Here is a 25,856-nt window from a genome sequence, read left to right as displayed (position 1 = left end):
CTACAATAGACTTAATTAATTCTACTGTCTAGCTCACGGAATACTCCAACTTCTTTCCATAAGTCCCTATTTCCTATAACATAAATAACTTCTTTAGCACGGGTAACTGCTACATTTAAGATGTTAGGAAATTTGCCTACCCATACTCGACTGCCATCTTGGTCTGATCCTTGTGCCCCTAATACTAAAATTACCGCTTCAGCTTCTCGACCTTGGACAGTATGTATTGTTCCAACTCGCTCATTAAGCCAAGAATAGATATCTGTAGTTATCCAAGATTTTAAAATATGACTATCTTTTATAATTTTGCGTAAATTATTCGCAACAACTCTAAAAGGTGTCACAATATACAGATTTGGCTGTATTCCAGCACTCTTTAATGTACCTAATAGTTCAAGTACCTTTTGCCCTTCTTCTGGACACCACTTATCTGACGCTTCTCCTTTAACATCAAACCATTTAGAAGAACCAAGACACTTATGTATTGCAGAGCTGCTATCAGAACTCTTGGCGTGAACCATAGATTCTCCATAAGCAATTATATTAGAAATATCAAACATAGGATTTCCACAACGTCTATGTACTAGTAAAGGCACACCAACCAAACGACTTCCGTGCTTAGTATCAAATTCATAAATATATGAATTTGCAAAATCTGATAGGGTCTGCACTGATGCTTCTGGGGCATTGAAACGTTTTGGATCTACTGAAAATTGTTTACATATACTTTTTGTTAAATTGTCAGGTAAATCAACCACTGGTTCTATTTGTAGAGGATCCCCTGTCACTATAACACGTTTTGTTCTCATTATAGCCCCTACAGCAGCTTGCGGTAAAGCCTGCCCAGCTTCATCAATAATAAGCCATCCAAGAGAATTGGCAGGGATATCCTTTAACATTTTCTCTACAGATGCAAAAGTTGTTGATACACTAGGAACTACAAGGAAGAAAGATGCCCATAAGTCTAGTAAAAAATCAGTGGTGCTTTTATCTATTACGTTAAAAGAATCCCTAAAAATTTTCATCATAGCTCCAAGGTTATGATGTAAAGGTTTGGCTGCTGCATCTATAAATGCTTTATGTAGTTTTATAGCGGAAATAAATACCTCATCGCGTAATAATTGTGTCTGTTCGTTACACCATGGGGACACTAGGTGCATTTCTTCAGAGGATTTTGTAAATAAACTACTATCAATCAAATGATTTTCAAATTCTTTAGAGGATGTTACAATCTTTTTCTTTTTATAATTAAGACGAACAATCTTTTGCCTTTTTTCTCTCCAGGCAAGAAATGAAGGAGTGTTTAGAATACACCAAATAATATGTGGTTTTAATTTATCATGTTTTAATAAAAAATCTTCTGGATCCTCTACCTTTCCTAACTCTTTTTCTAAATTTTCTAACTCTTCAACTAAATTTCTTGTTTCTTGTAATTTAGAGAGTTCATCTCGACTTGCTTTTAATGTTTTTTCAAAATTTTCTTTAGCTTCTTTCCAACGTTCTAAAGCTTCACTATGACTAGACGGTGGGTTATTTTCTTCAATAATTTTAGGGTATATAGTTTCAATGATTTCATGACTATCTGGATCTTTAATCTCGAATTTCTGCGGTTTTCCATTTATTTTTGCTAAATATGTTGAAAAGCTAAAATCCTTATCCCACCAAAATTTTTCATTAAAATTCTTACAATTAGTCATATTGCCAAGTACTGCTGCAATCAACCCCCAACTTCCACCTCCAAGTAATGAATCAGATAGAGCTTTAAAATAACGCAGATCATTTGCATTATCGGCAATGGCTTTTAAACTAGGTAATTCAGTGCTAATATTTTCAACAGCCTTATTGTTAGATGAGGCGATTAATATTTCAAAACCTTTTAGTCTTTCATCTAATTTGTAAATCTTGAACCACCCCTTTCCGGCTTGTATTTTTTCCCCTGAATCAATAAAAGCTTGTTCAGGATCAACAAAATTCAGTAATGCTTCTGCTCTTTCTGCAACTAATTTTGCCACAATATCACGTAATAAAGTTGTTTTTCCTGTTCCTGGTGGTCCATTAATTGCAAGAATTCCACTGTCTTTTAGTTCAGTCATAGATAAATTAACTGCAGCCTGTTGAAGTAATACTAAAGGATGTCGTCCTAATCCAGGCCATCTTGCTGAAGGAATGTTTTTAGGGGAAAGAATATTTTGTAAAACAGTCTTATCTAGGATATTTTGACGTTTTAGGTCATTCACACCTAAATATTGTAAGAGGTTTTTTGAAGCACTTGAAGCACTTGAAGTATCTTGGTTTTGAGCTAAAGTATTAGCAATTAAAGTACTAGCTTTTGCTAAATCATTTAGGTAAAAGCTGTTAAGTAATACAGTCTTAGTAGGACCATCTTTTTCACTTGATTCAGGGTCATCTTTTTTACTTGATTCAGGATCACCTTTTTTTCTTAATTCGTAAGTTCGGAGAGCAAATTTTTTATTTATTAGCATTTCTGCTGATATACCATAAATATTATTAGTAAGGTAAGTATAAGCCTCATCTATCATTATTTTATTCAAGGGAAGCTCTTTACCATTTTCATCTTTTTTACGTAAGATTCCATCAAAAGCTATTTCCATTTTTTGTTTAACTAATGCCCAGTCCCTTAAGTTTTCAAGACTATTTTTTAACGCTTTAGGAGCACCCCATGCAAAACTTGATAAATTAACAGATATATCATTTTTAAGAAGACAACCATGCTGATCTACAGTAATTACCCCTGTAATGGCTTCTCCTGATACTTGTTTTGATTCGACACTTGTATCACCATATTTTTTAACTAAAGCAGAAAATACACTCTGAAGACTAATCGAACCCATTATTATTTGATAGAATAATTTTTTCTCAGGAGGTACTTCTTCGCCACCATTCTCCTATGGTAGTCCATTATCTAATAAAGCAACTAAACTTTTTTCTCCTCCTACTAGGTCTTCTGCTTTACAAAATGTTCGAGGCGACAATACTTCCAAAACAGTCCAAGCTGATAAGACGTTACTTGCTTCTTGCATAGTTAATGGTTTCATTTTGTTAGTAATTTAATGTTCTAAGAAATCTGCCCAGCTTATTTAAGCATGTATGCATTTTAGAAAATATATCGCCAACTCGTGTAAAATAATAATAATTTAAAAGTTTGGTTGTAAAACTTTTGATTATTCCTTATATTTGTAACTTAATAGTCTCACACCACGATATTTACTATTTTCAAGGGTATTATGATAATCTTTCTTTTTTGCCAAAATTCTCCTGTAATATAATTATAAATCAAAGGTTTGCTGATAAATCTCATTTGCTGGCAAACCAATAGCAGTTATATCAAATTTAAGAGATGGAATTACTTTGCTTTCTGCATTGTGGATTCTAAAGTTAATGCTATAACCACGGTTAAATACAATGGTTTTTGAATATTGACCACCATTCTTATTGTTTATTGTATTAATACATGTTGGATGCTTTGTACGCTTGGTAGATAAGGTATTATTCAAATTAAACCCTTGCACAATAATCCGTTTTTTTCCTTCTCTAATAATTTTGTAAAAATCAAAACGTCCCATGATAAAAGATATAATTGTCTTACAAAGTTCAATTTCTTTTGTCTCGCTGATGGCACACACCCTACTTATTTCATTGCTCCATGCATCCAATATTGGCCAATAAAAGCGAGATGGTTTATCAATAACATCCCTCCATAACGCAGTTCCATTAGAATCATTTTTAATTTTAGTTAACTCATCAAAGATTGCTGTGGCAGTGATCCAATATTCATCACTACAACCTGAATCATCAATACCCCATTCTTTAATAAAGTTAGCTGTTCTTGATAATCTTGGGTGTTTTAAGGCTTTGTGATTATTTTTACAAGATATGCCGAATGTTTTGCCATTTATTGTTATCAATACATCACGTACATCCCCCTGCTTACCTGCAATATCACTATTAAATGAAATTAATCCATCGTTACCAGATTCAAAGAAGGTCTTTTCTTTCAACAGAATATGCTCAATGGCAATAGTAGCTGCATTTAGCAAATTAGATTTTTCCTTATCTGCTATTTTATAGAATGCTTTTTCATTAATTTCTGAGTAGACATTTTCTTCAATTGACATATTTGTTTGTAATTTAAGTACTAAGCCTACCGCCCACTCGAAAGCTCTGCCATTGTTTGTTTGTGTAGCCATTAGCCCTCCAAATCTTCTCTAATTGTTTTGGCTACCCAGTACGCCAAATTTACTGGTACAGCATTGCCAATCATTTTATAGCCGTTTCTGATATTGGTATAAATGAACTCATAATCATCTGGAAATGCTTGAATTCTGGCACATTCTCGAACGGTTAATCTTCGATATTTATTTTCATGACCAGGAGCGAATTTTCTTAATTCTTGTCCATCAATTTTTATCATTTTAGGAGCTTGTGGGTGAAATGGAATATGCCTATCTGTTGCCAAAATAGTAAATGATTGTTCATCCCAACCTCGTACTCGATTTCTTGACATAAAAATTGGAGAATAGCCCGAATCAATTAGCTCATGATTCTTAACTTTTTTGGTTGTTCCAACTTTTAGATTAGCTAAATCACCTATCACCTGTTTTAAAGTAATTTTGGTTCCCAAAGGTTTAGGAAACTCAAATTTTTTGTTCAAAGATTTGTGATAGCCAACTATAAAAACACGTTCACGATCTTGGGCTACGCCATAATCACTTGCTTTTAACAACTTCCAACTAACCTCATAGTCTTCTTTTTTGAACATATCTATGATATTCATAAAGGATTCAATATTTCTTGAATGAATTATTCCATGAACATTTTCTGCAACACAAAATTTTGGCTGCACATGTCTAATAACCCGGATATATTCGTGAAATAATTGCCCCCTTAAATCGTCAAACCCACGCCTAGCCCCAGCTTCTGACCACGATTGACATGGCGGACCACCAATAACACCTATTGCATCGACTGGAATATCTTCATCTGGAATATCCAAAATAGAACGCCCGTCAAACTTTGATTCAGGAAAGTAGTTTTGATAAGAAGGAGCAATTGTTTTATCATATTCGTTTGCCCAAATTGTCTTAAACCCAGCTTTTTCAAAACCAATATCTATACCACCTGCACCAGCAAATAATGAAACAAGAGTAATATTTGACGCATATTTTTTTTGCTTTGCTGTTTTAACTGTAGCATCTTTTATTGACATTGTCTTTCATTCAATAGTTATTTTTTATTCACACCACGATATTTACTATTTTCGAGGGTATTATGATAATTTTCTTAGGCTCTTTATCGCTTAAATGTTTTTGTATCTCGGGTAATTGCATTACCATATTCTGAATCTCAATATTGCTCGTTACGTTGGCAAATTCTTGTGTAGCTCTCAGTTTGCCATTAACTTGGATAGCCATGGTATAAGATTCTAGCTCCAGCAATGATTCATCGAAAGAAGGCCAGGAAGTTTGATATAATCTTTCCTTACTACCTAATTTTTGCCAAATTTCCTCTGTAATATGTGGAATAAATGGGTTAAGTAACATAATCAAGACTCTAAACCCCTCTTTAACACTATAGTCAATTGATGAATTGACTATATTAACATTACCTTCTCTGCCCTTAGATACTTCATCTGACAAAGCATTAAATAGTTCCCGCATTCTTGCTATGGCTTTATTTAGCTTAAAATCCTTTAATTCTTCGGTAACATGTTTAATAGTATAATGGGTAAGCTTTGTTAATTTATTTGATTTATTACTAGAACCTTCCGTTATTTCACTATTAATTAGTATTTCTGCCATATTTTCTAGTTTACTAATAAAACGAGAACAGCCTTCAAGACCATTTGACGACCATTCAAAATCTTTCTCTGGCGGACTATCGGAGAGGACAAATAGCCTAATAGCGTCAGCACTATGGTTGGTCAATATTGATTCTAAATCCACAAGATTCTTTTTGGATTTACTCATTTTTTCTATTCGTCCTTGAACTACTTCTTCTCCAGTATTTTTATTAATCCACTTATCAGACTGTTTTATTACCTCATCTGGGTAAAGCCAATTATTATTAGCATCTTTATAAGTAGCATGTAGAACCATACCCTGAGTTAGCAAATTATTAAAAGGTTCACGAATACTAAGATAACCTTGTTCGTTCATTACTTTGGTAAAAAACCTGGCATAAAGAAGATGCATTACTGCATGTTCAATTCCACCAATATACTGATCAACAGGTAACCAATAATCACATACTTGCTTGTCGGTTATATCTTTTGCTGCCACGTTACAATAACGGATGAAATACCAAGAAGACTCAAAGAATGTATCTAACGTATCAGTCTCTCGAATAGCTTGTTTTTGACATTTTGGGCAATTAGTATCTTTCCAAGTAGGGTGAGAATCAAGAGGGTTGCCATTTCCATAAAATATAACATCGCTTGGTAGAGTTATTGGTAAGTCTTTTTCAGCTACCGGCACAGTTCCGCAAACTGAGCAATATATTATTGGGATAGGACAGCCCCAATATCTTTGTCTAGACACTCCCCAATCCTTCAGACGGTAGTTAATAGTACGTTTTCCTAAACCACGTTTTTCAAATTCTTCTATAGATTTTTGTTTAGCATCCTGAACAGTAAGATCATTCAAAAAGTCTGAGTTGATCATCATACCATCACCCGTGTAAGGTTCCGAGTATACGTCCATTTGAACATCTTGGTTAATTAGTACCTGCTTTATTGGCAAGCCCATTTTCTTTGCTAATGCATGATCTCTTTCATCATGAGCTGGACATCCAAAAACCGCCCCAGTACCATAATCCATTAGTACAAAATTTGTTATTATGACAGGAATAATAATTGTCGAATCAAATGGGTGAATGGCAAAAAGGTTAGTATACACCCCTTCTTTTTCAGCTTTATCTACTGCAGCATTAGTGTGTAATTGTGAACATTTTTCAATAAACAACACCATATCGTTATTTTTATCCACTAATTGCCCAACTATTGGGTGATTATAGGCTATTGCAACAAAACTTGCTCCAAAAATAGTTTCTGGTCGAGTAGAGAACACTTCTATATTAGTTTGATGATCTTTAATTTTAAAAGTAAAATTTGCTCCTTCCGATTTACCTATCCATTTTTCCTGCATAGATTTAACAGAATCAGGCCAAAATTCCAGTTTTGAAATTTCATTTAATAGCTCTTCAGCGTAATTAGTAATTTTTAAAAACCATTGTTTTAAATATTTTTTTTCAACTAAAGCACCTGAACGCCATCCACGACCATCTACTACTTGTTCATTAGCTAAAACAGTCTTATCAACAGGATCCCAATTTACTAAAGATTCTTTTTGATAGGCTAAACCTCTATTATAAAGTTCTAAAAAGAATTTTTGTTCATGCTTATAATAATCTGGATTACAAGTTGTTATTTCTCTCGACCAATCATATGAAAAGCCAATTGATTTTAGCTGATCTCGCATAGTTGCAATATTTGAATAAGTCCAATCTTTAGGATTAGAGTTATTATTAATGGCAGCATTTTCTGCTGGCAAACCGAAAGCATCCCAACCCATGGGATGCAATACGTTATAACCTCGTGATTTCATAAAACGAGCGATGCAATCTCCAATAGAATAGTTACGTAAATGTCCAACATGAATTTTCCCAGAAGGATAAGGTAACATTTCAAGTACGTAATATTTAGGCTTATCGCTGTTGTCTTTTGCAGCAAAAGCTTTTTCTTCAAGCCAAATTCTTTGCCATTTTTTCTCAATATTTTTCATAATTTACACGTTAGTTATTAGTATTTTTTAGTAAGTATACTATAACATTATTTTTTCCCTGCACTAATATATATTTCCCTAGCTTTTCGTAAAATTTTATCTTCTATGTTATTAGCTAGCTCTGAAGTAGTATGACTATCTAGCCATTGACCATTTTTAAGTGTTTGTTCAAATATTCTTACTTGAATTGCATCCGGACTAATAACGTTATCCTTTATAAAAATATTTATTTTAAATCGAAAATCTGCTTTTCCTTTTGGACTATACCATTCAGTAATAATAACTCCGCCGATTGAATCGCTTGAAGCAAGAGGGACAAAATTTAAGGTTTCTATAGAAGCTTGCCATAAATATTTATTGATATTACCTATCTCTGTTTTGGTAGATTCATTTTTGATTCTACCTGGTCTAAATATCAAACCTTCTCCTCCAACTACCGAGCCCATTTCTTCCATTTTTCTTTCTTGTTCGCTTTTTGGGTATTTTGAATCTCTAGCAATTGTCAAAGTTGGAAAAAATAATAAACTTGACATTACACCAATCATGGTTCTTTTAAAATGTTCTTTCATAAATACTATATTTTTATAACTATTGTTGTTTGTTTTAGATAGCTTACTGATAGTCAATTCAGGAGAATTTGGGGCTAGGAGCGATGGAGCGACGCCTATAAGTAATAGGCGAGCATTGAGCGACAACGTCACCAACTTCTCATCAATTGACTATATCACTTTCCATCCTAAACTCAATCTAATATTAGGTTGTAACTCCAAGAGATATTTACTCTTTAATTGTGACTTTTAAATTGCCCTGTGATTTGAACCAGGACATTTTCAACATCAATTAAATTTCAGTAGCTAACCAGTTTGTTCAATGGCAAATATAGTATTAATAACTCAAGTACTTTTTTATCTTAATAAAAACCGATTCTCTATCTTCATCTGCCAAATAACCTAATTTTCCTGTTATAAGATCGCAATCCAAAGAGAAAATTTTAATTCTAACTTTTGATGGTGAAGGGAGACCTGCGATTTGAAGATTTGTAATTATTATATCATCTTGCCAACTTGTTTGTTTAGCACTTGTGATCATAGCTAGTATACAATGATTGTAATTTATTTGATATTCACTTGATGATATTACTAAAGCTGGTCTCTTTTTAATCGCTGCTTTATCAGTGAAAGGAAAAGAAACTTTAATTACATCAAATTTATTATAAATCATGATATGCTTCATCATCTTCTGGCGATAACCATTCAGGGAGTGATTTAGATAAAGAATCTAGATACTCATAATCAGTATAAGGTAATTTCTGTACCATGACCTTACCTCCTTCAATTTTAAACTTTACTCTATCACCTTTCTCTAAATGTAGGAAATTCCGTATCTCGTAAGGAATAGTAGCTTGATATTTTTCAGTAACTTTTGATGCCAACATAAATTTATAAAAATAAGTATACTACATACGTAATACTAACACTCCTAGATAATTTATACAAATAATAATTTAAAATTTAGGTTATTTAGTTTTTCTATATTAATCAATTCATTTGCAAAGTTATTAGGGTTACAGAGGAAAGATATAGTTAATTCAGGAGGAGTTGGAGCCACAACTGTTGAAAGTTAGAAGAGGAAGCGGTTTTAGACCGGATAGTTTAAAAGTCGTATGTGGTCAACGTCATTGCGAGAAAGACCGTAGGTCGACGAAGCAATCCATAAAAGTAACCAAAGATGGATTGCCACGACCACTACGTGGTCTCGCAATGACAGAAAACCTATCTAAAACCCGCTTTACCTTCTAACTTTCAACAGTTGTGGAGTTGGGGCTAGGAGCGATGGAGCGACGCCTATAAGTAATAGACAGAGCATTGAGCGACAACGTCACCAAATTCTCCTGAATTAATGACTATACCATATCATTGTCCAAATTACCAACAGAAGTAGAACTCGGCAAAAGGTCTAATTTAGAAAAAGATTCGCAATAAAACGAACAATTACCTTGTTACAAAACGCGGACATTTTAGAATGTTATTGACACTATGAAATATTTTACTAGACTTAGAACGCTAATAATTATATAAAGCTTAAATAATCATTATATAGTCAATTCAAGAGAAGTTGATGCTAGGAGGCTGCCTGCAATAACTAAAGTAATTCTATATTTGGCTCTTTTTGACTGCGAATAAACATGATTTTTTTGAAATAGGTACACTATTCCTTCATAAATCATATCTATTCTCGCCGAAAAATAGCTCAAAATATAATTAATCAGTTATCGTAGGTAGCCTCCTAGGAGCGATTCCTATAAGTAATAGGCGAGTGACAACGCATAAGCGTTAGTTTAAGAAAATAATAATTGAAAAACCGTCATTGCGAGGAGACCGTAAGGTCGACGAAGCAATTCAAAAAAGTGATTAAAAATGGATTGCCACGCCACCTACAGTGGCTCGATAATAGACAATTTTTCTACTTTATTTTCTTAAACTGACGCCTATGAGTGACGACGTCACCAACTTCTTACTAATTGACCATAAAGGGGCCTGTAGTTCAGTTGGTTAGAACCCACCGCTCATAACGGTGTTGTCGCAGGTTCAAGTCCTGCCGGGCCCACCAAAAATCAATAGGTGAACGGTTTATTTTAAAATGATTAATTTTAAAACACTTTCAATTTACCTGTTCAGACTATATTGTAGCTATTTCATTGTTATATTAGTTCTGCTTATTGGGGTTTTTACTCTTTCAAATATCTTTGATCTTTTACAGCAATCTAAAGCTGTATATATCCCAACGCATTCTTTTTGGAAACTTGTATTATATAAAATACCTTACTTGGTTAATGAAGCGGCTTCTCTGCTCAGCTTTATTGCGATGTTACTTTTTCTAAGAAGATTAACTAAACATAACGAATTAATAACCATTTTATGCAATGGTATCCATATTTGGCGGGTTATTGCTGTTCCATTTTTTGCTGCGATCATTCTTGGTATAATACTAATAACTATATGCAACCCTATTGGTACATTCGGTCTACAAAAATATGAATCTTTAAAAGCCAAGCTGTTTAAAAATACATCGACTAACCTTATAATATCAAAATCTGGTCTATTATTTTTTGAGAATTATCAGGGCAAAAAAAGAATCGTTCAGGCTGGGTCTATTGATATAGTGAATAATAAGTTAAATAAGGTTATTATATTATTCTTGGATAATGAAAATAGCTTCTTAAAAAGAATTGATGCTCAATATGCTATTTTAATTGATAATAATTTTGAATTAACTTCTGTAAAACTTTCGGATGCTAATAACTTCAAGCAATATGAGAATTTTGCCATTCCAACAAATTTGTCAATAAATAACTTACTAAATAGTTTTATAACCCCTGAAATGATTGCTATTTGGGATTTACCAGATATAATTCAGCAATTAGTAAAATTTGGCTTACCCATAACTAATTATCAGATTTATTTCTATAAACAGTTATTTAAACCTATAATTATGGCTACTACCGTAATTTTAGCAGCATGCTTTTTTAGCCTCAGGCAACGTGATAATTCTCAGGAAAAAATTTTAGTAATTGGTTTATTTTTAGGTTTTATTATTTATTCTTTATTAGAGGTGTTGTTTAAAATACTTGCATATAATGCAACTCCTCCTTTCTTAGCTATTTTATTACCAAATATATGTATATTATTTTTCAGTAATTTTGTTATTATGCATTCTAAGAAAATTTGATATATTCAAATGTATTTAATCTTGAGGATTGATATAAGATGGTTAGAACTTAAGACTTTGGAGAAATAAAAATGCTAACAAAATTTTTCAGTAGATTTGCAAGTGATATGGCAATAGATCTTGGTACTGCTAATACTTTAGTGTATGTCAAAGGCAAAGGAATCGTATTAAACGAACCTTCTGTAGTTGCATTGATTAAAGTGGATGGAGCATTTAAACCATATGCATTTGGTCATGAAGCAAAAAATATGTTAGGACGCACCCCAGCCGATATTGAAGCTAAGAGACCACTAAAAGATGGGGTTATAGCTGATTTTAAGGGGGCTGAGGAGATGATAAAGCATTTTATCAGAACAGTACATAGTCGCCGCTCATTTACTGGTCCAATGATTATAATTTGTGTACCCTCAGGTTCTACACCCGTTGAACGTAGAGCCATCCAAGAAGCAGCGGAGAGTGCAGGTGGTAGAGATGTGTATCTTATAGAGGAACCTATGGCAGCAGCAATCGGTGCTGGCTTACCAGTAACAGAAGCAACTGGTTCAATGATTGTTGATGTAGGTGGTGGAACAACAGAAGTAGCCGTCCTATCATTAGGCGGTATTGTATATGCTAGATCAGTGCGGGTTGGTGGTGATAAAATGGATGAGTCTATTATTTCTTACATTAGAAGGCATTATAATTTGCTAATCGGTGAAGCTACAGCAGAAAAAATTAAAAAGCAGATTGGTGCTGCTTATGTAGACGATAGTTTAGAACCAAGAGTAATGGAAATTAAAGGGCGGGATTTAATTCATGGCATCCCTAAAGAAATGCTACTAAACGAAAAACAAATTGCTGATAGTCTAATTGAACCAGTCAGCCAAATTGTCGACGCAGTAAAAGTAGCGTTGGAATGCACCCCTCCTGAACTTTCATCGGATATTGTAGATAAGGGGATTGTTATGACTGGTGGTGGGGCATTACTTCGAAACCTAGATCATGTTCTAAAAGAAGCAACTAAATTACCGGTAATTGTTGCTGAACAGGCTTTATCATGCGTAGCTCTTGGCACAGGAAAAGTATTAGAAGATTTTCAAAAATTAAAGCATGTGTTATTTAAACAAGATTAACAAATGGCATTACTAGCAAATAGAATAAAGAATCCTAGTAGAATAGCAGGGTTAGCTAAATTTATACTTGTCACCGCAAAACGTGGTTTGATTTTATTTTTTACCATAGCTTCGCTTTACTTATTTATTGCTACTCCAAAAAGACTCTCTTCTATGTCTCTTGAAATCGTTGGACATGTTATGTTTAGTGGCTTGCTAATTCATGAAAATGTATTTAAACAAATTAACCTAATAACCCAAAATTTTATTTATTTACGGGACTTAGCAAGAGAAAATATTGAATTACAATTAGAGGTGGCAAGATTAAGAAGCTTGCAGAGTGATATATATTTAATCCAATCTGAAAATAGAGAGCTAAAACAACTATTATCAGTTATAGAAGAAGAGCAATATAGCTATGTTAGTGCTAAATTGTTAAGCGTCTCATTAAATCCCTTCAGTAAAACTGCTTTACTGTCAGCTGGGGCAAAACATGGTGTGGCAATTGATCAAATAGTTACCAACAGTGAAGGATTAGTTGGACGAGTAATACAGGTAAGCAACAATTATTCTAAGATAATTTTAGTTAATGACGTGAATTCTAGAATTCCGATCACTACAACCTCTTCAAAAGAGAAAGGTATAATGAGTGGCTATGGTAACGGTAGTAAAATACTCTATTTACCAAAAAACCACTTAGTGCAAAAAGGTGAGAAAGTTATAACCTCTGGTTATGGAAATATTTATCCTTATGGCATAACAGTTGGTTACGTAAACAAAGCAAATTCAGAAAATGTTCTTGTAAAACCTATAGTTGACTTATCTAAAACTAAGTTTGTCAGCATATTACTTCCACAATGAATCTTTTATACTATATTTTATGTTTGGACAAAATCCCAAAAGGGCAGCAATATTTAATGACGGGACTAGCCTAGAGATTAAAAGTATCTTTAAGACTATTCAGGGAGAAGGTCCTTTTGTTGGTATGCCTGCTGTCTTTATTAGGCTTGGTGGATGCAATCTAGCTTGTAATTTTTGCGATACCGACTTTGAAGATTTTAATATATTGACTATTAATAATATTATCGAAGAAGTCCAAAGATTTACGATTAATGTCAAATTAGTGGTTATAACTGGAGGTGAGCCTTTTCGTCAACCTATAGAATTATTGTGTCATAAATTAATAAATTTGGATTATATAGTGCAAATAGAAACTAATGGCACGTTATATCGTGAGATTCCAGATAAAGTACATATAGTTTGCTCACCCAAAGCTGCAAAAAATGGTTATTCCTTATTGCGAAATGATTTACTATCTCGCATTAATGCCATAAAATTCTTAGTAGCTAAAAATATACCAGAATATTCTAACATACCTGAAGTCGGGCAAAGTAAATATAATATACCAGTATTTATTCAGCCTATGGATCAAAACAACCCATTGCTAAATAAAGAGAATGAACAACTAGCTATTGATTTGGCACTTAAGTACGGTTATCGCCTTTCTATACAAGTCCATAAGATTTTGAGTATTGATTAGGTTACTAAATAAAGCTACCAATATAGTTGTCAAAGTTTTTTATTTTTATACTTATAGTAATACTGAATTATAGAAAAAATAAACCAAAAAAATAGTGAGTAAAGGGTATCGTATAATACATCCTTGCTAAAGAAAAGTTCATAAAAACCTATATTATGCTCAATTAGATATTGTATCGTTTGAAACAAGATAGTCATATATAACGTCATCCTGATTGTATATAACAGACATTGATCCCACTTAAACATAATTAACCTCAGCATTAAACATAAGCAATAAACCAGTTATGCTTGCATAGCTAACCCGAATACATTACTACGCCTCCTTGCATAAGCGTCAGTTTAAAAAAACAATAATTGAGAAACCGTCATTGCGAGAAGACCGTAAGGTCACGAAGCAATCCAAAAAAGTGATTAGAAATGGATTGCCACGCCACCTAAGGTGGCTCGCAACGACGATTTTTCTACTTTATTTTCTTAAACTAATGCCTATGCACCTTCTCGCAATGATGTTTAGTTATTAATGGAAATCTAAATGATCAAATATCTTCCCATGGTGACCTATTATTAGCATACTATCTTCATAGATTACCATAGCTACCGGATATTTTAGTGCAGTAGTTTCAGCAACATTAGTTAAATATCCTTTTGCAGGGATTTTAACGTTAAGATTAGTAAGGGCTAATGGCGAATCTACAACATTGTCGTCTATATCAAAACAATTAATTTTCTTAGGCTCTGGCTTTTTAGGTTGCCTTGCCTTAGCTTTCTCTATACCTTGTACAGTTTTTTTTACCTTTTCCATAATTCTCTTAACAGACATAATTAAACCTCCAAATTGTATAAATTGATGAGCTTTGTAAAAAATTCTTTATATAGTCAATTCAGGAAAATTTGGGGCTAGGAGCGACGACGCCCCCAACTTCTCATCAATTGACTATAACAATCAATATATCAAAAATTCTCTTATATAACAAGAATATTTTTCTATAAAACAAAACTTTTTATTTACTATATATAACAATCTAAAATTTTATTTATTTACAGGAGTTAGCAAGAGAAAATATTGAACTACAATTAGAGGTGGTAAGATTAAGAATTAATAAAAAAGCTTCGGCGACTTCTTTTGGTGATATTTTTCCCTTGTAGTCTAATATATATGGATAAGTTGTTCAAGAGAACGAGTTAGCCAACCACTTTCAGACATTGATGGAAATTCATATTTTCTTAAAAATGGAGTAACATATTTTGTATCAAAGCTTCTACCAGAATATCCATTTTGCATATTTGATTGATGGTACCTAACATCTTGAGAAGGATGAAAATACTTGTATACTACACTTGTAATGAGAACTGTTAGCACCCCCTTACTACGCTCTGAATTATCTAATATAATATCCAATCTACTTTTAATACTATCTTCTATAAAGAAGTCAGACTCAACTGAAACTTTTTCCAAGAAAGTAGCTAATTCTTTTCCATATTCCATAATAAACTCAATAAATCACAGTAATTGTTCAACTATAGCTTCTCCTATAATTCTTACCTTTGGAATACATACAGAATTTCCAACTTGTTTATATAACTCAGATATTGAAGATTTTAGTTTATAGTCTTCAGGAAATCCCATAATTTTAAAACACTCATTTATTGTTAGTTTTCTTACACGTCCATTATTAAGTAATATCCAATAACGCCCCGAAGTTTCTTGCGATGATAATGTTGGGTGCGTACCTTCAATTGAATATATTCTGTTTGGTTGTTTGTGAACTCTAGATAAATGCTCAGTTCCCTCCCTAACTCCTTTATTTCTTATCTTTTTATTCCTATATCCACAAAATATTAAACCACTTTGTTGTCTAGTTGGATTCTCTATAATTTTATATTCATCTGATTCTAGAAATTCAAAATCCCCTTCTTGATCCAAAATATCATGAATTTTTATAGTTTTTTGTTTTTTAAGCTTAGAAAAATCAAACTTACCATTTAAACTTGCAATAATAATTAATCTTTCTCTATTTTGTGGAACTCCAAAATTTTTTGCATTTAGTATATTGTAAGAAATATTATAGCCTATCTTATTAAGGTTTGATACGATGTGTTGCAACGTTTCACCATTGTTATGATGTAATAAATGCTTCACATTTTCTAGCATCACAACTTTAGGCTTTGAATGATTTACAATATTAAATATCGATTCAATTACACTTGCACGTTCATCTTTTAATCCCATTTTTTTACCTGAAATACTAAAGGGTTGGCAAGGAAATCCTGCACATAAAACATCACACTCCGGTATATCATTTGGATATATTGTTTTGATATCTCCAGCTGGAATTTCACCAAAATTTTCTTGATACATTTTTTGGCAATGTTCATTTATTTCGCATGAAAAAAGACACTTTCCACCTATTGACTGCAACGCAATCCTAAATCCTCCGATCCCAGCAAATAAATCAATGAAAGAAAATTTGTACATTTGTAAATCAGTTTTTATAAACTTTATATTAAACAACTTAACCACAATCTCAATCTTAAAATCATAGTAGTATATTTATTTTTCTATATTAACCTTATCACTTCTCGGCCTCTCCTAATTCTTTATGATATAATTTATAATATTCGGCTTTATTTTCTATAAGCTGTGAGTGAGTTCCTTGCTCAAATATCATACCAGATTTCATAACAACTATGTGATCAACATCCTTAATACTCGATAAACGATGGGTGACAATTAAGGTAGTCTTACCTTTACGAAGATTTACTAAAGAATTTAAAATTAATCGCTCAGAATTTTGGTCTAACGAACTTGTTGCCTCATCCCAAACTAAAATTGCTGCTGGCTTCAAAAAGGCTCTAGCTATCGCTAAACGTTGACGCTGCCCACCTGAAAGCGTTGAACCTTGATTACCAATCATCGTATCATAACCGAATGGGAGCTGTGAAATAAATTCATCAGCATCAGCATATTTTGCCGCAGTAATAATTTCACTGCGGGTGGCATCTGGGTTACCATAAGCAATATTTTCTGCAACGCTAGTGTCAAATAATGTAGTATCTTGCGTTACTAAAGAGATTTGCCGTCTTAAAGAGTCAATTTTTATATCTTTAATATCGTAATCATCAATTAAAATTTGCCCGCTAGTTGGGTTATAAAATCTTACTAATAAATTAGCTAATGAAGTTTTGCCGCTACCAGAACGTCCTATAACAGCTGTAGTCTTTCCTTGCATTAATTGTAAATTCAGATGCTTTAAAGCTACTTTATTATTAAATTTTAGCTCTACATTGTTAAAAACTACTGATGGATTAACTAACGGAACAGTTAGAGCATTTACACTATCTTTAATAACAGGCTCAGTATCTAGAATATTAAATATTCTTCTTGTCGCAGCAATTCCCTCTTGTAGGTTGATATTTAAAGACACCAAACTCTTAAAAGGTCTATACGCTGTGATAAAGGCTGTAATAAAAGCAAAAAGTGCTCCTGGAGTAGTCTCTCCTTCTATGACTAACAATCCACCATACCAAATAAGCCCACCAACTGTTATACCACTTAATATTTCCATAAGCGGTGAGATCAGTGCATCCAATTTGGCAGTTTTTTTTAGAAAACGTAAAATATTGCTGGAAATCAATAAAGCTCGATTGCTTTCAATTTTCTCTCCTAAGAAAGACTTAACAATTTTAATTGACCCAAAAGTCTCATCTAACCTTGAAGTATAATTAGCTAATTCCTCTTGAGCTTGACCGGATATTTTGCGAATTTTCCGTCCTAATTGTTGTGTTGGATAAATTGCTGCTGGAAATGCCATAAATACAATACAAGATAGCTTAGGTTCTAACCTAAACATCACTATGATCAGACCTAGTACTGTTAAAAAATGTTTGGCACAACATACCAGTATATTCGATACTGCACCACGCATCATCGAAATATCGTTAGTAAAACGTGATATTAAACGCCCCGATGATTGAGACTGAATAAATAGAATATCAGCAAATAATAAATGTTCATACATTTTAATTTGCAAATCAGTTAAAATTCTCTGACCAACAAATTTAATTAAATAACTTGAATAATATTCAGCAATACCTTTAATAGTAAATGTTAGTACTACCATTAACGGTAAAAATAATAACATTTGACGATGATGTGTTAAAAATATTTGGTCAATGGTTGGTTGGACTAATTCAACAATATAAGCATTACAGCAAGCGTTAACTACCATAAACAATACTGCTATCCCAATCTGTTTTAGATATGGTCTTATATGGTCAACTATTAGCCTTCTTACAGTGCTATAGGCATTATAGTCATAATTTATTAGGTTATGTTTTTTTGGCAAAATTCTCTCCTTCTGTTTGGTAATTTGTTATATAGTTAAGCCAAATAGTATTTGCCCATTTGTTCCAACAGAAAAGTTGTTATTCCCGCGTAGGCGGGAATCTGGATACCTGCTTACGCAGGTATGACAGTAAGTTAACTAAATTCTGCAAAAAAATTTGATTATCGCCTATTACTTATAGGCGTCGCTCCATCGCTCCTAGTACTACAGTTGTAGTTTAGATGTGAGCATTCACGATTTTTTTGTGATGAATAAAAAAACCTGATCACCAAGCGTCATTGCGAGGAGACCGTAAGGTCAACGAAGCAATCCATTTCTAATCACTTTCCTGGATTGCTTCGTCGGTCTGGCAACCTCCTCGCAATGACATCTTATACTTTAATCTTTTTTCCGTGAACACTCACATTCAATCTACAACTGTAGTACTAGCCCCAAATTCTCCTGAATTGACGATAGCAACAACGGGTATATGATCAGAAGGTTTAACTTTAGCTCGTAAATTATAATACATGTAGCAATTATCTAAATAATCGGCAACATTGCTCGAGGCAAGTATCATATCAATACGCATACCTTTATTTTGCTCAAAACAACCTGCTCTATAATCCCACCAAGAAAATTCTTGTTTAGTAGGGTTTGATAATCTATATAAATCTTCAAACCCAGAATTTAGAATAATTCTCAATCGTTGTTTTTCTTCATTAGTAAAACAAGTAGTATTTTGTAACTCCTTTGCTGAGTATACATCAATATCAAAAGGAGCAATGTTAAAATCTCCTCCAATTATTATCTTAGTATCAAGAGATTTCTTGGCTTGTAAATAATTAGTTAAATCGTCATAAAATCTTAATTTCATTTCAAATTTATCACTACCTACCAATGAACCGTTAGGGGCATATAATGAAGTAATGCTACAAAAACCTATTGGGGTTTGTACAGTGATTTCTATCAGTCGTGCTTGATCTAGACAATTAATGGTAGGGAAGTCTTTTATTACTTCATCAGCTGGAAATTTTGATAAAATAGCAACGCCATTATAGGATTTTTGACCATGTACATATAAGTTATACGCCAAATCCGATAGCTCATCAAAAGGAAATTTCTCAGTCTCACACTTTATTTCTTGTAGTAAAACAATGTCGGGATCTACTTCTGTTAAAAAGTCACGTAAATGTTGTAGTCTCATTCTTATCGAATTAATATTCCAAGTCGCTATTTTCATTGAAGATTCTTCATTTAGATTTTGTTCACAATGTCTAACAAGATTAATTTTATAGTCTGGTACTTTTTATGTTTTCAAGAGCTTTTTTTATTATCATATTCAATCCACTTCTTGTATAGGCAGAAACTACAAAAATTTCTTCACTAGTAATTTTTTGTAACTCGGTAATTTTTTCCTGAACTTCTTCCTCTGACAAAACATCGCACTTATTTAAACAGATTATTTCTGTCTTATTTTTTAATAAGTTTGAATATGATTCAAGCTCATTCCTAATAGTTTGATAATCAGCCAATAAATTATCACTTGTTGCTGATATCAGATGAATCAATAAATTACACCTCTCAATATGTTTTAGGAACTTATCACCAAGCCCATGTCCCAAATGGGCTCCTTCTATTAAGCCTGGGATGTCAGCTATCACAAATTCTTCATCATCCACATAAACAACCCCAAGATTTGGGCTTAGTGTAGTAAATGGATAATCAGCAATTTTAGGCTTGGCTGATGTCGTTGCTGCAAGAAAAGTGGATTTTCCTGCATTAGGTAAACCTATAAGACCAACATCTGAAAGTAGTTTGAGCTGTAAATTTACCCACATTTCTTCTCCTACGATACCTTCAGTTCTACGTCGCGGAGCTTGATTAATGGATGACTTAAAATGGCTATTACCAAGTCCCCCTTTTCCCCCCTTAATTATTTCAAAAATTTGTTCATCTGCAGTAAAATCATATAGTAAAATATCATTATGTTCAGTAAATATTTGTGTTCCAACTGGTACTTGTAAGAGTAAAGCGGGTTTAGATTTACCAGTTCGGTTTGACCCTTTACCATTTTCACCATTATCTGCTTTAAAATGTAGTTTATACCTAAAATTTACTAAAGTATTAAGGTGAGAATTGCTCTTGAAAATAATGCTACCACCACGACCACCATCTCCACCGTCAGGTCCTCCCATATCAATATATTTCTCTCGATGGAAACTAACTGCTCCATCACCACCATTACCCGCTTTTAAATATATTTTAGCTTCATCAATAAAATTCATAATTTATTATTTTACGTTATTAAGAGTTGAGTATCATACTCTACATTTTCAAGATATAAGGTCTAATTTACTATGTGGAAAAATAATAGCATTTCTGGAAGACGATACTATGTAATGTCAAGCCACCAAGGTTAGAAGATAGTTTCGCTCTAACCTCAGGAGCTTTCCGAAAAACAAAAAACAGACTCTAACTTTATGCCTTCCTTGATTAAAAATCAATAAAAAACTACTTAATATACAATAAAAAATACCAATAACACCATTATAGTCAATTGATGAGAAGTTGGTGACGTTGTCGCTCTCCTATTACATATAGGCGTCGCTCCATCGCTCCTGCTACCCAATTCCCCTGAATTGACTATATCTACCAACTTCTTCTCAATTAACTATATTTGGTATTCTAGTGCCACTTCCTTACCGCAAAAAGCCATAGATATTTTGATGATTTTTTGAACATGGGAGTGTTCTTTTATTTTAGCCTCATATTTTTTTTTCACGATTTGATCTAACCCTTCTTTGGCAACAGATTCTAAAATATCAGGAGATTTACATATTTTATATTCAATAATAATAGCATTGTCACTTTTACCTATCTTGGGTAGTAGCACAATATCCGCCCTACCGCTACCAGTCTCTCTTTCACTGTCTATTATGTAGTCGGAAGCTAAGGTATTAATCAAACCTAGCATAAAACCACTATAAAATAGCTCGGCTTTTTTCTCACCAGTTTGATAAAAACTAGTAGCGTTTAGTAATAATTCTTGCAACCTTTCTTTAAACTGTTCTATTTTACCTGCCGGCAGCAAAGTAGCAAAAGAATAATATCGAGAGTGATCGATTTGTAACTGATCAGTTACCCATTGGAGCATTCTGGCATTATATATATATCGTACCTCTTTATTTGGTACCGACAATTCGTAAATATCTTCTTCTGGTTTTTTAGCAACAGGGTTTAAATAACCGCTAAATAACAACAAGCTAAATAATCCTACTGGCTTGTTGATATCAGCAAAACTAATTTGTTTGACAATCGGTGAGATAATAGCCTTGCCGGCAGCTAAGCTCTGTAAATCTTCCTGCATTCCATCTGACAATAATGCTTTATCAACAAGAGACGTCCCCCCACTATCAAGCCAATAATGATCAAGTTTGCCTCTAGTATCTAAGCATAACATAATTGACCATGGATTATAAATTACCTCACCACCAAAACTATAGCCATTATACCAAGCTTTAATTTTTTCAGGACTTGTGTCAAGTGGTACTTTGGTTAATAACTCATCAACTTCTGCTTGAGTAAAGCCATAAAACTCAGCAAATTTTTCATCTAGCAGAGTATATTCACGAACATTATTCAAATCCGAAAATAAATTAGCTTTAGCAACTCGTAATATACCAGTAATTACCCCTTTTTCTAAATAAGGATTAGTTTTTAAACTACTGCCAAACATCCCGCGAAACATTTCAAGTACCTGTTCAAACTCTTCTGGTTTGTTACCAAACTTAATGTATGAACTATTGATCGGCGTATCGTATTCATCGATTAATATGTAAACTTTTTGACCAAAATGTTTGTACAATACTTCACTCAAAACCCGTAAACTATCTTTTAAGTCTTCCTTATCAAGCTTTCCTGTAAAATATCGATTTAACTTTTCCTTTTGTGCCTCATCTAGTAATTTTTCATCTGTTGTTATATAACGCTTTAAATATCGATGGTTTGTAAACAAATTAGTTACTTGATTTTTTATTCCATTCTCAGTTTCTTGGTAGTTACTGCCTTTAACATCCTTAAAATTTATGGAAATCACCGGAAATTGACCTTGATGCTCAGATATTACATCTGAGTACTGAGCTATTTTCAACTTCTTAAGTAACTTCTTTCTACCTGTTACTAGTCCTAAATCTACTTCCCCCCCCCGATAAATAGCTTACTATTTACTCTATCCTCTTCAGGTAAAGGCTTACCTCTCTCATCCACCTCTATTTCAAAAAATTTATGGAGCATGTTCATATTCAAGCTCTTACCCCAACGCCTTGGTCTAGTGATCAGGATAACCTTACCACTATCTTCTAGCAATTCTTTTACCATTAGGCTTTTATCAACAAAGACATCACTATTAATTAGTAGGTCATAGAATTCATCAGTACCTACCCTCATTCTCGGTGGTTTATTGTTATCTTTAACAATATTAGTTTTTTTGGTTGATATATTATCAAAAAGTTCTACTGTCATATTAATTTCACTATATTATAAAATATATTCATCCTCAGTTAAACTGGCTATTTAATTTTAAGAGTGTCGCTTTCTCACCATAAACCTGTTAAAAATTTTTCCTAGCCTTCTTGAGCAAATTAAGCCAAGCTATCCAGTCACGTTTGCCTAAATCTTCCTCAAATGACAATAAATCTTGCACTGATTTCTTGCAAGTTTCTGGAGATGGTATGATTAACTCTTGATTTGTTGAACATGCTAAACATTGGGTTTTACATGCTTGCTCTAAATGATAAGTATAAAACATCGCTTCATGTATTGTCCTGCCACAGGCTAATATTCCGTGATTACGTAGAAACATAACATAATTCTGCCCAAGATCGTCTAGTATTTTACTAGTTTGATTGGAGGTCAGTATAAGAGAGTTATACTCATGATAAGATAGTTTTTGATAAAAATGTAGTGCCCACTGACTTATTGGCATCAATCCTACTCGCATAGATGATACAGCAACAATTGCTGGAGTATGCAGATGAAAGATAGATAAAATATCCGACCTTTCTTTGTATATATTACCGTGAGTAACGTAGCCGGTTTTACTATAATTATATTCATTGCCCTTTATAATTGTTCCATCTAAACTAACTTGCAGTAAATTATCGCTAGTTACTTCCTCAAACCTTAACCCAAAAGGATAAATATAGTAATAGTCAGCTCCTTTAGGTCTTGCAGATAGATGGGTATATGTATGATCATCGAAGCCCAGAATTGCAAGAATTTGGTAGGCAGAAGCTAAATTAAATTTGGTTTCTAAAGTCATTATTATATCCAGTTTTAATTATTACTATTTTGAAATATTTTTAATTTGAGATCAGGTAGCACCGCCATCAAATGATCAAAAATATCTGATTGGATATCTTCAAATAGCCCCTTTCTCGTTTCATGGGTAAAGACACATAACTCTATTGGCAGACCATTAGGGGTTGGAGTCAACTGACGCACCAGAAAGGTAAAATTTTGTTGATAGATCATCGGGTGATTTTTCAAATATTCTTTTATATATAGCCTAAATATCTTGATATTTGTTACATAATCATCTAGCTGTTTCAAATCCACTTTATCCATTACTTCCTTTAGCAAATATGGTGATTTTTTTAACTCTTGTATAAATGCTATAGTCGAAACCGACAAAATACTGTTTATGTCAATACAGATTGCTCCCTGAATCCTTTTTGCCATTGAGTCAGTTATACCACGTGAGTTCACTACATTAGTCGTTAAAAGACTAGATGTCGGTATTGTTGAAATAGTCTGATCATTATTCCTAATTTTAACTAATGTAATAGTAATTTTCTCTACGGTACCTTCAACATTATACTGACTAATACTAACAAAATCACCAATTCGTATTATATCTTGCGAAATTAGTTGTAAGCTTGCTAGCAAAGCCACAACCGTATCCTTAAATAGAAAGGTTAACAACGCTGCTGCTGCTCCCAAGCTAGTAAAAAATGCACTAAGAGAAACATTCAAAATGCTGGAAATAATGATAATGGTAGCAACCGAGATAATAAGTATCTTTAATATTTGAGTGTATAAACTTAAATATGATTGGATGGAAATTGTCAGTCTGCTTCGATAAATATCCGCAAAAGCATCGATAAGAGATAGGATTAGCATTGTAACAAAGCTACCTGTATAGAGTATTATCGCAACATTCTTGATGCTAATCATCCAAGATAAAGTAGGAAATGTCTGTAAGATATTATCCCAAAATATAAGGTATAAAGCTAGTAATGTATGTAATAAATATGTGTATATAGAATATTTTTTAAATATTTTCTGATAATCAGGATGCCATTGATTAATATAGTTTTTGAGCATTGAAAATATTATTGTCTTAATAAAAATAATCAATGGAATGATTGAAACTATCATAATTATTAACATTAAAATTTCTTGATTGCCTTTATGATAAAGATCCAATAAATATTGTACTAGCATATAAACTAACCTTTCTGATGGCTATTACGTTAACGATAAATAACATTAATTCGGGACAAGAATAATTGTTTTTATCTACCCAATTTGTATAATATACACCAATTATAATGTACACTAAGTATTATTGTGAATATTTTATAAAAAATATTCACACCCTTCTCGTAATGACCTATGAGGCTTACAACATCCCCCACGTCATTGTGCATAAGCGTTAGTTTAAGAAAACAATAATTGAAAAACCGTCATTGCGAGGAGTGCTAAAGCACGACGAAGCAATCTAATGAATGTGGATTGCTTCGACCATGTAATGGTCTCGCTAATAGCGTTTTGTACTTTTCTGCAACTTTTTAAATTGCCATGGTTATATAAATAAATTAATAATTTAATTATCTTAAAATAATCTACGTACCTATATATTGACATAAGATAGTAACTATGATACATATAATACAATTAAAAATATTGTATTAATATTATATATAGTATTTTAAACTTGATATATAACATCTCAATGCTATGCCACGGCTTCGTTGTCATTGCCGCGGTTTTTTTGTCATTCCCGCGTAGGCGGGAATCTGGTTTAGACCCCGCACCGAAGCAGGGGTGACATTAAGAGTTAGCAGGGGTGGCATATTATAAATAACTCACCTTACGCATGGCATTTAAAAGTCATATAGAAAATAGCTTGGCGTCATTGCGAGAAAGACCGTAGGTCGACGAAGCAATCCAGAAAAGTAACCAAAGATGGATTGCCACGACCTACTTGCGTGGTCTCGCAATGACAGAAAACCTATCTGAAACCCGCTTTACCTTCTAACTTTCAACAGTTGTGGGGTTTATGCGTAAGGTGAGTAAATAACAAA

The 25,856-nt window shown here is 33.0% G+C and carries 24 protein-coding genes and 1 tRNA gene; 6 read left to right on the top strand and 19 right to left on the bottom strand.

From position 1 onward, the window contains the following. Positions 1-11: 11 nt before the first annotated feature. The 6 genes from ACQH1V_RS05630 to ACQH1V_RS05605 form a co-directional block, all read right to left on the bottom strand. Positions 12-2,852: a DEAD/DEAH box helicase gene (locus ACQH1V_RS05630; protein ID WP_425360131.1), complete on the bottom strand. Its 2,841-nt coding sequence runs from the start codon at positions 2,850-2,852 to the stop codon at positions 12-14. A 54-nt stretch (positions 2,853-2,906) separates the two neighbouring features. Continuing rightward, on the bottom strand, positions 2,907-3,056 hold the full coding sequence (locus ACQH1V_RS05625; RefSeq protein ID WP_425360130.1) for a hypothetical protein: 150 nt from the start codon (positions 3,054-3,056) through the stop codon (positions 2,907-2,909). 231 nt (positions 3,057-3,287) lie between these two features. Further along, on the bottom strand, positions 3,288-4,208 hold the full coding sequence (locus ACQH1V_RS05620; RefSeq protein WP_425360129.1) for a HaeIII family restriction endonuclease: 921 nt from the start codon (positions 4,206-4,208) through the stop codon (positions 3,288-3,290). Then, positions 4,208-5,227 (bottom strand): DNA cytosine methyltransferase, encoded by a 1,020-nt coding sequence (locus ACQH1V_RS05615; protein WP_341759483.1) that lies wholly within the window; start codon positions 5,225-5,227, stop codon positions 4,208-4,210. Before ACQH1V_RS05615 ends, ACQH1V_RS05620 begins: the two co-directional genes overlap by 1 nt. A 28-nt stretch (positions 5,228-5,255) precedes the next feature. Then, entirely contained in the window at positions 5,256-7,799 is a 2,544-nt protein-coding gene (gene leuS / locus ACQH1V_RS05610; protein ID WP_425360128.1) for a leucine--tRNA ligase, read from the bottom strand. Positions 7,800-7,846: 47 nt separating this feature from the next. Then, positions 7,847-8,368, bottom strand: coding sequence for a DUF3576 domain-containing protein (locus tag ACQH1V_RS05605; protein ID WP_425360127.1), 522 nt, complete (start codon positions 8,366-8,368; stop codon positions 7,847-7,849). A gap of 22 nt (positions 8,369-8,390) precedes the next feature. On the opposite strand from ACQH1V_RS05605, the gene ACQH1V_RS05600 reads away from it, so the two are divergent. After that, positions 8,391-8,600, top strand: a complete 210-nt coding sequence (locus ACQH1V_RS05600; protein WP_094649277.1) for a palindromic element RPE2 domain-containing protein — start codon at positions 8,391-8,393, stop codon at positions 8,598-8,600. An 84-nt stretch (positions 8,601-8,684) separates the two neighbouring features. Here the strand turns inward: ACQH1V_RS05600 and ACQH1V_RS05595 are convergent, their stop codons facing one another. Then, positions 8,685-9,020 (bottom strand): type II toxin-antitoxin system PemK/MazF family toxin, encoded by a 336-nt coding sequence (locus ACQH1V_RS05595; protein WP_094649278.1) that lies wholly within the window; start codon positions 9,018-9,020, stop codon positions 8,685-8,687. Continuing rightward, positions 9,010-9,234: an AbrB/MazE/SpoVT family DNA-binding domain-containing protein gene (locus tag ACQH1V_RS05590; RefSeq protein WP_094649279.1), complete on the bottom strand. Its 225-nt coding sequence runs from the start codon at positions 9,232-9,234 to the stop codon at positions 9,010-9,012. The genes ACQH1V_RS05595 and ACQH1V_RS05590 overlap by 11 nt, the downstream gene beginning before the upstream one ends. Positions 9,235-10,332: 1,098 nt before the next feature. Between ACQH1V_RS05590 and ACQH1V_RS05585 the strand changes: the two genes are divergently transcribed. The 5 genes from ACQH1V_RS05585 (at position 10,333) to ACQH1V_RS05565 (ending at position 14,159) form a co-directional block, all read left to right on the top strand. Then, positions 10,333-10,409: transfer RNA gene (locus ACQH1V_RS05585), tRNA-Ile, on the top strand. 30 nt (positions 10,410-10,439) lie between these two features. Continuing rightward, positions 10,440-11,528 carry an LptF/LptG family permease gene (locus tag ACQH1V_RS05580; RefSeq protein WP_094649280.1) on the top strand — a complete coding sequence of 363 codons (1,089 nt, stop codon included), beginning with the start codon at positions 10,440-10,442 and terminating at the stop codon, positions 11,526-11,528. Positions 11,529-11,599: 71 nt separating this feature from the next. Next, positions 11,600-12,640 carry a rod shape-determining protein gene (locus ACQH1V_RS05575; RefSeq protein WP_094649281.1) on the top strand — a complete coding sequence of 347 codons (1,041 nt, stop codon included), beginning with the start codon at positions 11,600-11,602 and terminating at the stop codon, positions 12,638-12,640. 3 nt (positions 12,641-12,643) lie between these two features. After that, entirely contained in the window at positions 12,644-13,480 is an 837-nt protein-coding gene (gene mreC, locus ACQH1V_RS05570; RefSeq protein ID WP_341748699.1) for a rod shape-determining protein MreC, read from the top strand. Between the two features lie 19 nt (positions 13,481-13,499). Next, positions 13,500-14,159, top strand: a complete 660-nt coding sequence (locus ACQH1V_RS05565) for a 7-carboxy-7-deazaguanine synthase QueE (RefSeq protein WP_425360126.1) — start codon at positions 13,500-13,502, stop codon at positions 14,157-14,159. A 519-nt stretch (positions 14,160-14,678) separates the two neighbouring features. Here the strand turns inward: ACQH1V_RS05565 and ACQH1V_RS05560 are convergent. The 11 genes from ACQH1V_RS05560 to ACQH1V_RS05510 form a co-directional block, all read right to left on the bottom strand. Then, positions 14,679-14,981: a hypothetical protein gene (locus ACQH1V_RS05560; RefSeq protein ID WP_425360125.1), complete on the bottom strand. Its 303-nt coding sequence runs from the start codon at positions 14,979-14,981 to the stop codon at positions 14,679-14,681. Positions 14,982-15,308: 327 nt separating this feature from the next. Further along, positions 15,309-15,647: a hypothetical protein gene (locus ACQH1V_RS05555; protein WP_425360124.1), complete on the bottom strand. Its 339-nt coding sequence runs from the start codon at positions 15,645-15,647 to the stop codon at positions 15,309-15,311. Between the two features lie 15 nt (positions 15,648-15,662). Continuing rightward, entirely contained in the window at positions 15,663-16,637 is a 975-nt protein-coding gene (locus ACQH1V_RS05550) for a DNA cytosine methyltransferase (protein WP_425360123.1), read from the bottom strand. 97 nt (positions 16,638-16,734) lie between these two features. Next, entirely contained in the window at positions 16,735-18,507 is a 1,773-nt protein-coding gene (locus tag ACQH1V_RS05545; protein ID WP_341748694.1) for an ABC transporter ATP-binding protein, read from the bottom strand. A gap of 406 nt (positions 18,508-18,913) precedes the next feature. Beyond that, positions 18,914-19,729 carry an exodeoxyribonuclease III gene (xth, locus tag ACQH1V_RS05540; protein WP_425360122.1) on the bottom strand — a complete coding sequence of 272 codons (816 nt, stop codon included), beginning with the start codon at positions 19,727-19,729 and terminating at the stop codon, positions 18,914-18,916. A gap of 49 nt (positions 19,730-19,778) precedes the next feature. After that, positions 19,779-20,774 (bottom strand): GTPase ObgE, encoded by a 996-nt coding sequence (gene obgE, locus ACQH1V_RS05535; protein WP_094649319.1) that lies wholly within the window; start codon positions 20,772-20,774, stop codon positions 19,779-19,781. Between the two features lie 230 nt (positions 20,775-21,004). Beyond that, on the bottom strand, positions 21,005-21,145 hold the full coding sequence (locus ACQH1V_RS05530) for a hypothetical protein (protein ID WP_425360121.1): 141 nt from the start codon (positions 21,143-21,145) through the stop codon (positions 21,005-21,007). Positions 21,146-21,160: 15 nt separating this feature from the next. Then, positions 21,161-22,639: an AAA family ATPase gene (locus tag ACQH1V_RS05525; protein ID WP_425360120.1), complete on the bottom strand. Its 1,479-nt coding sequence runs from the start codon at positions 22,637-22,639 to the stop codon at positions 21,161-21,163. Between the two features lie 41 nt (positions 22,640-22,680). Then, a complete protein-coding gene (locus ACQH1V_RS05520) occupies positions 22,681-23,010 on the bottom strand; it encodes an AAA family ATPase (RefSeq protein ID WP_425360119.1) in 330 nt (109 codons plus the stop codon). Positions 23,011-23,098: 88 nt separating this feature from the next. Then, positions 23,099-23,809, bottom strand: a complete 711-nt coding sequence (locus ACQH1V_RS05515; protein WP_425360118.1) for a class II aldolase/adducin family protein — start codon at positions 23,807-23,809, stop codon at positions 23,099-23,101. Positions 23,810-23,823: 14 nt separating this feature from the next. Then, on the bottom strand, positions 23,824-24,993 hold the full coding sequence (locus tag ACQH1V_RS05510; protein ID WP_239832673.1) for a mechanosensitive ion channel family protein: 1,170 nt from the start codon (positions 24,991-24,993) through the stop codon (positions 23,824-23,826). Positions 24,994-25,856 lie beyond the last annotated feature (863 nt).

It is taken from the genome of Candidatus Tisiphia endosymbiont of Ceraclea dissimilis, from assembly GCF_964030735.1.
Classification (GTDB): Bacteria; Pseudomonadota; Alphaproteobacteria; order Rickettsiales; family Rickettsiaceae; genus Tisiphia.
Note: the sequence above shows the minus strand (reverse complement) of the source record. Positions and strands in the feature narration are given on the sequence as shown.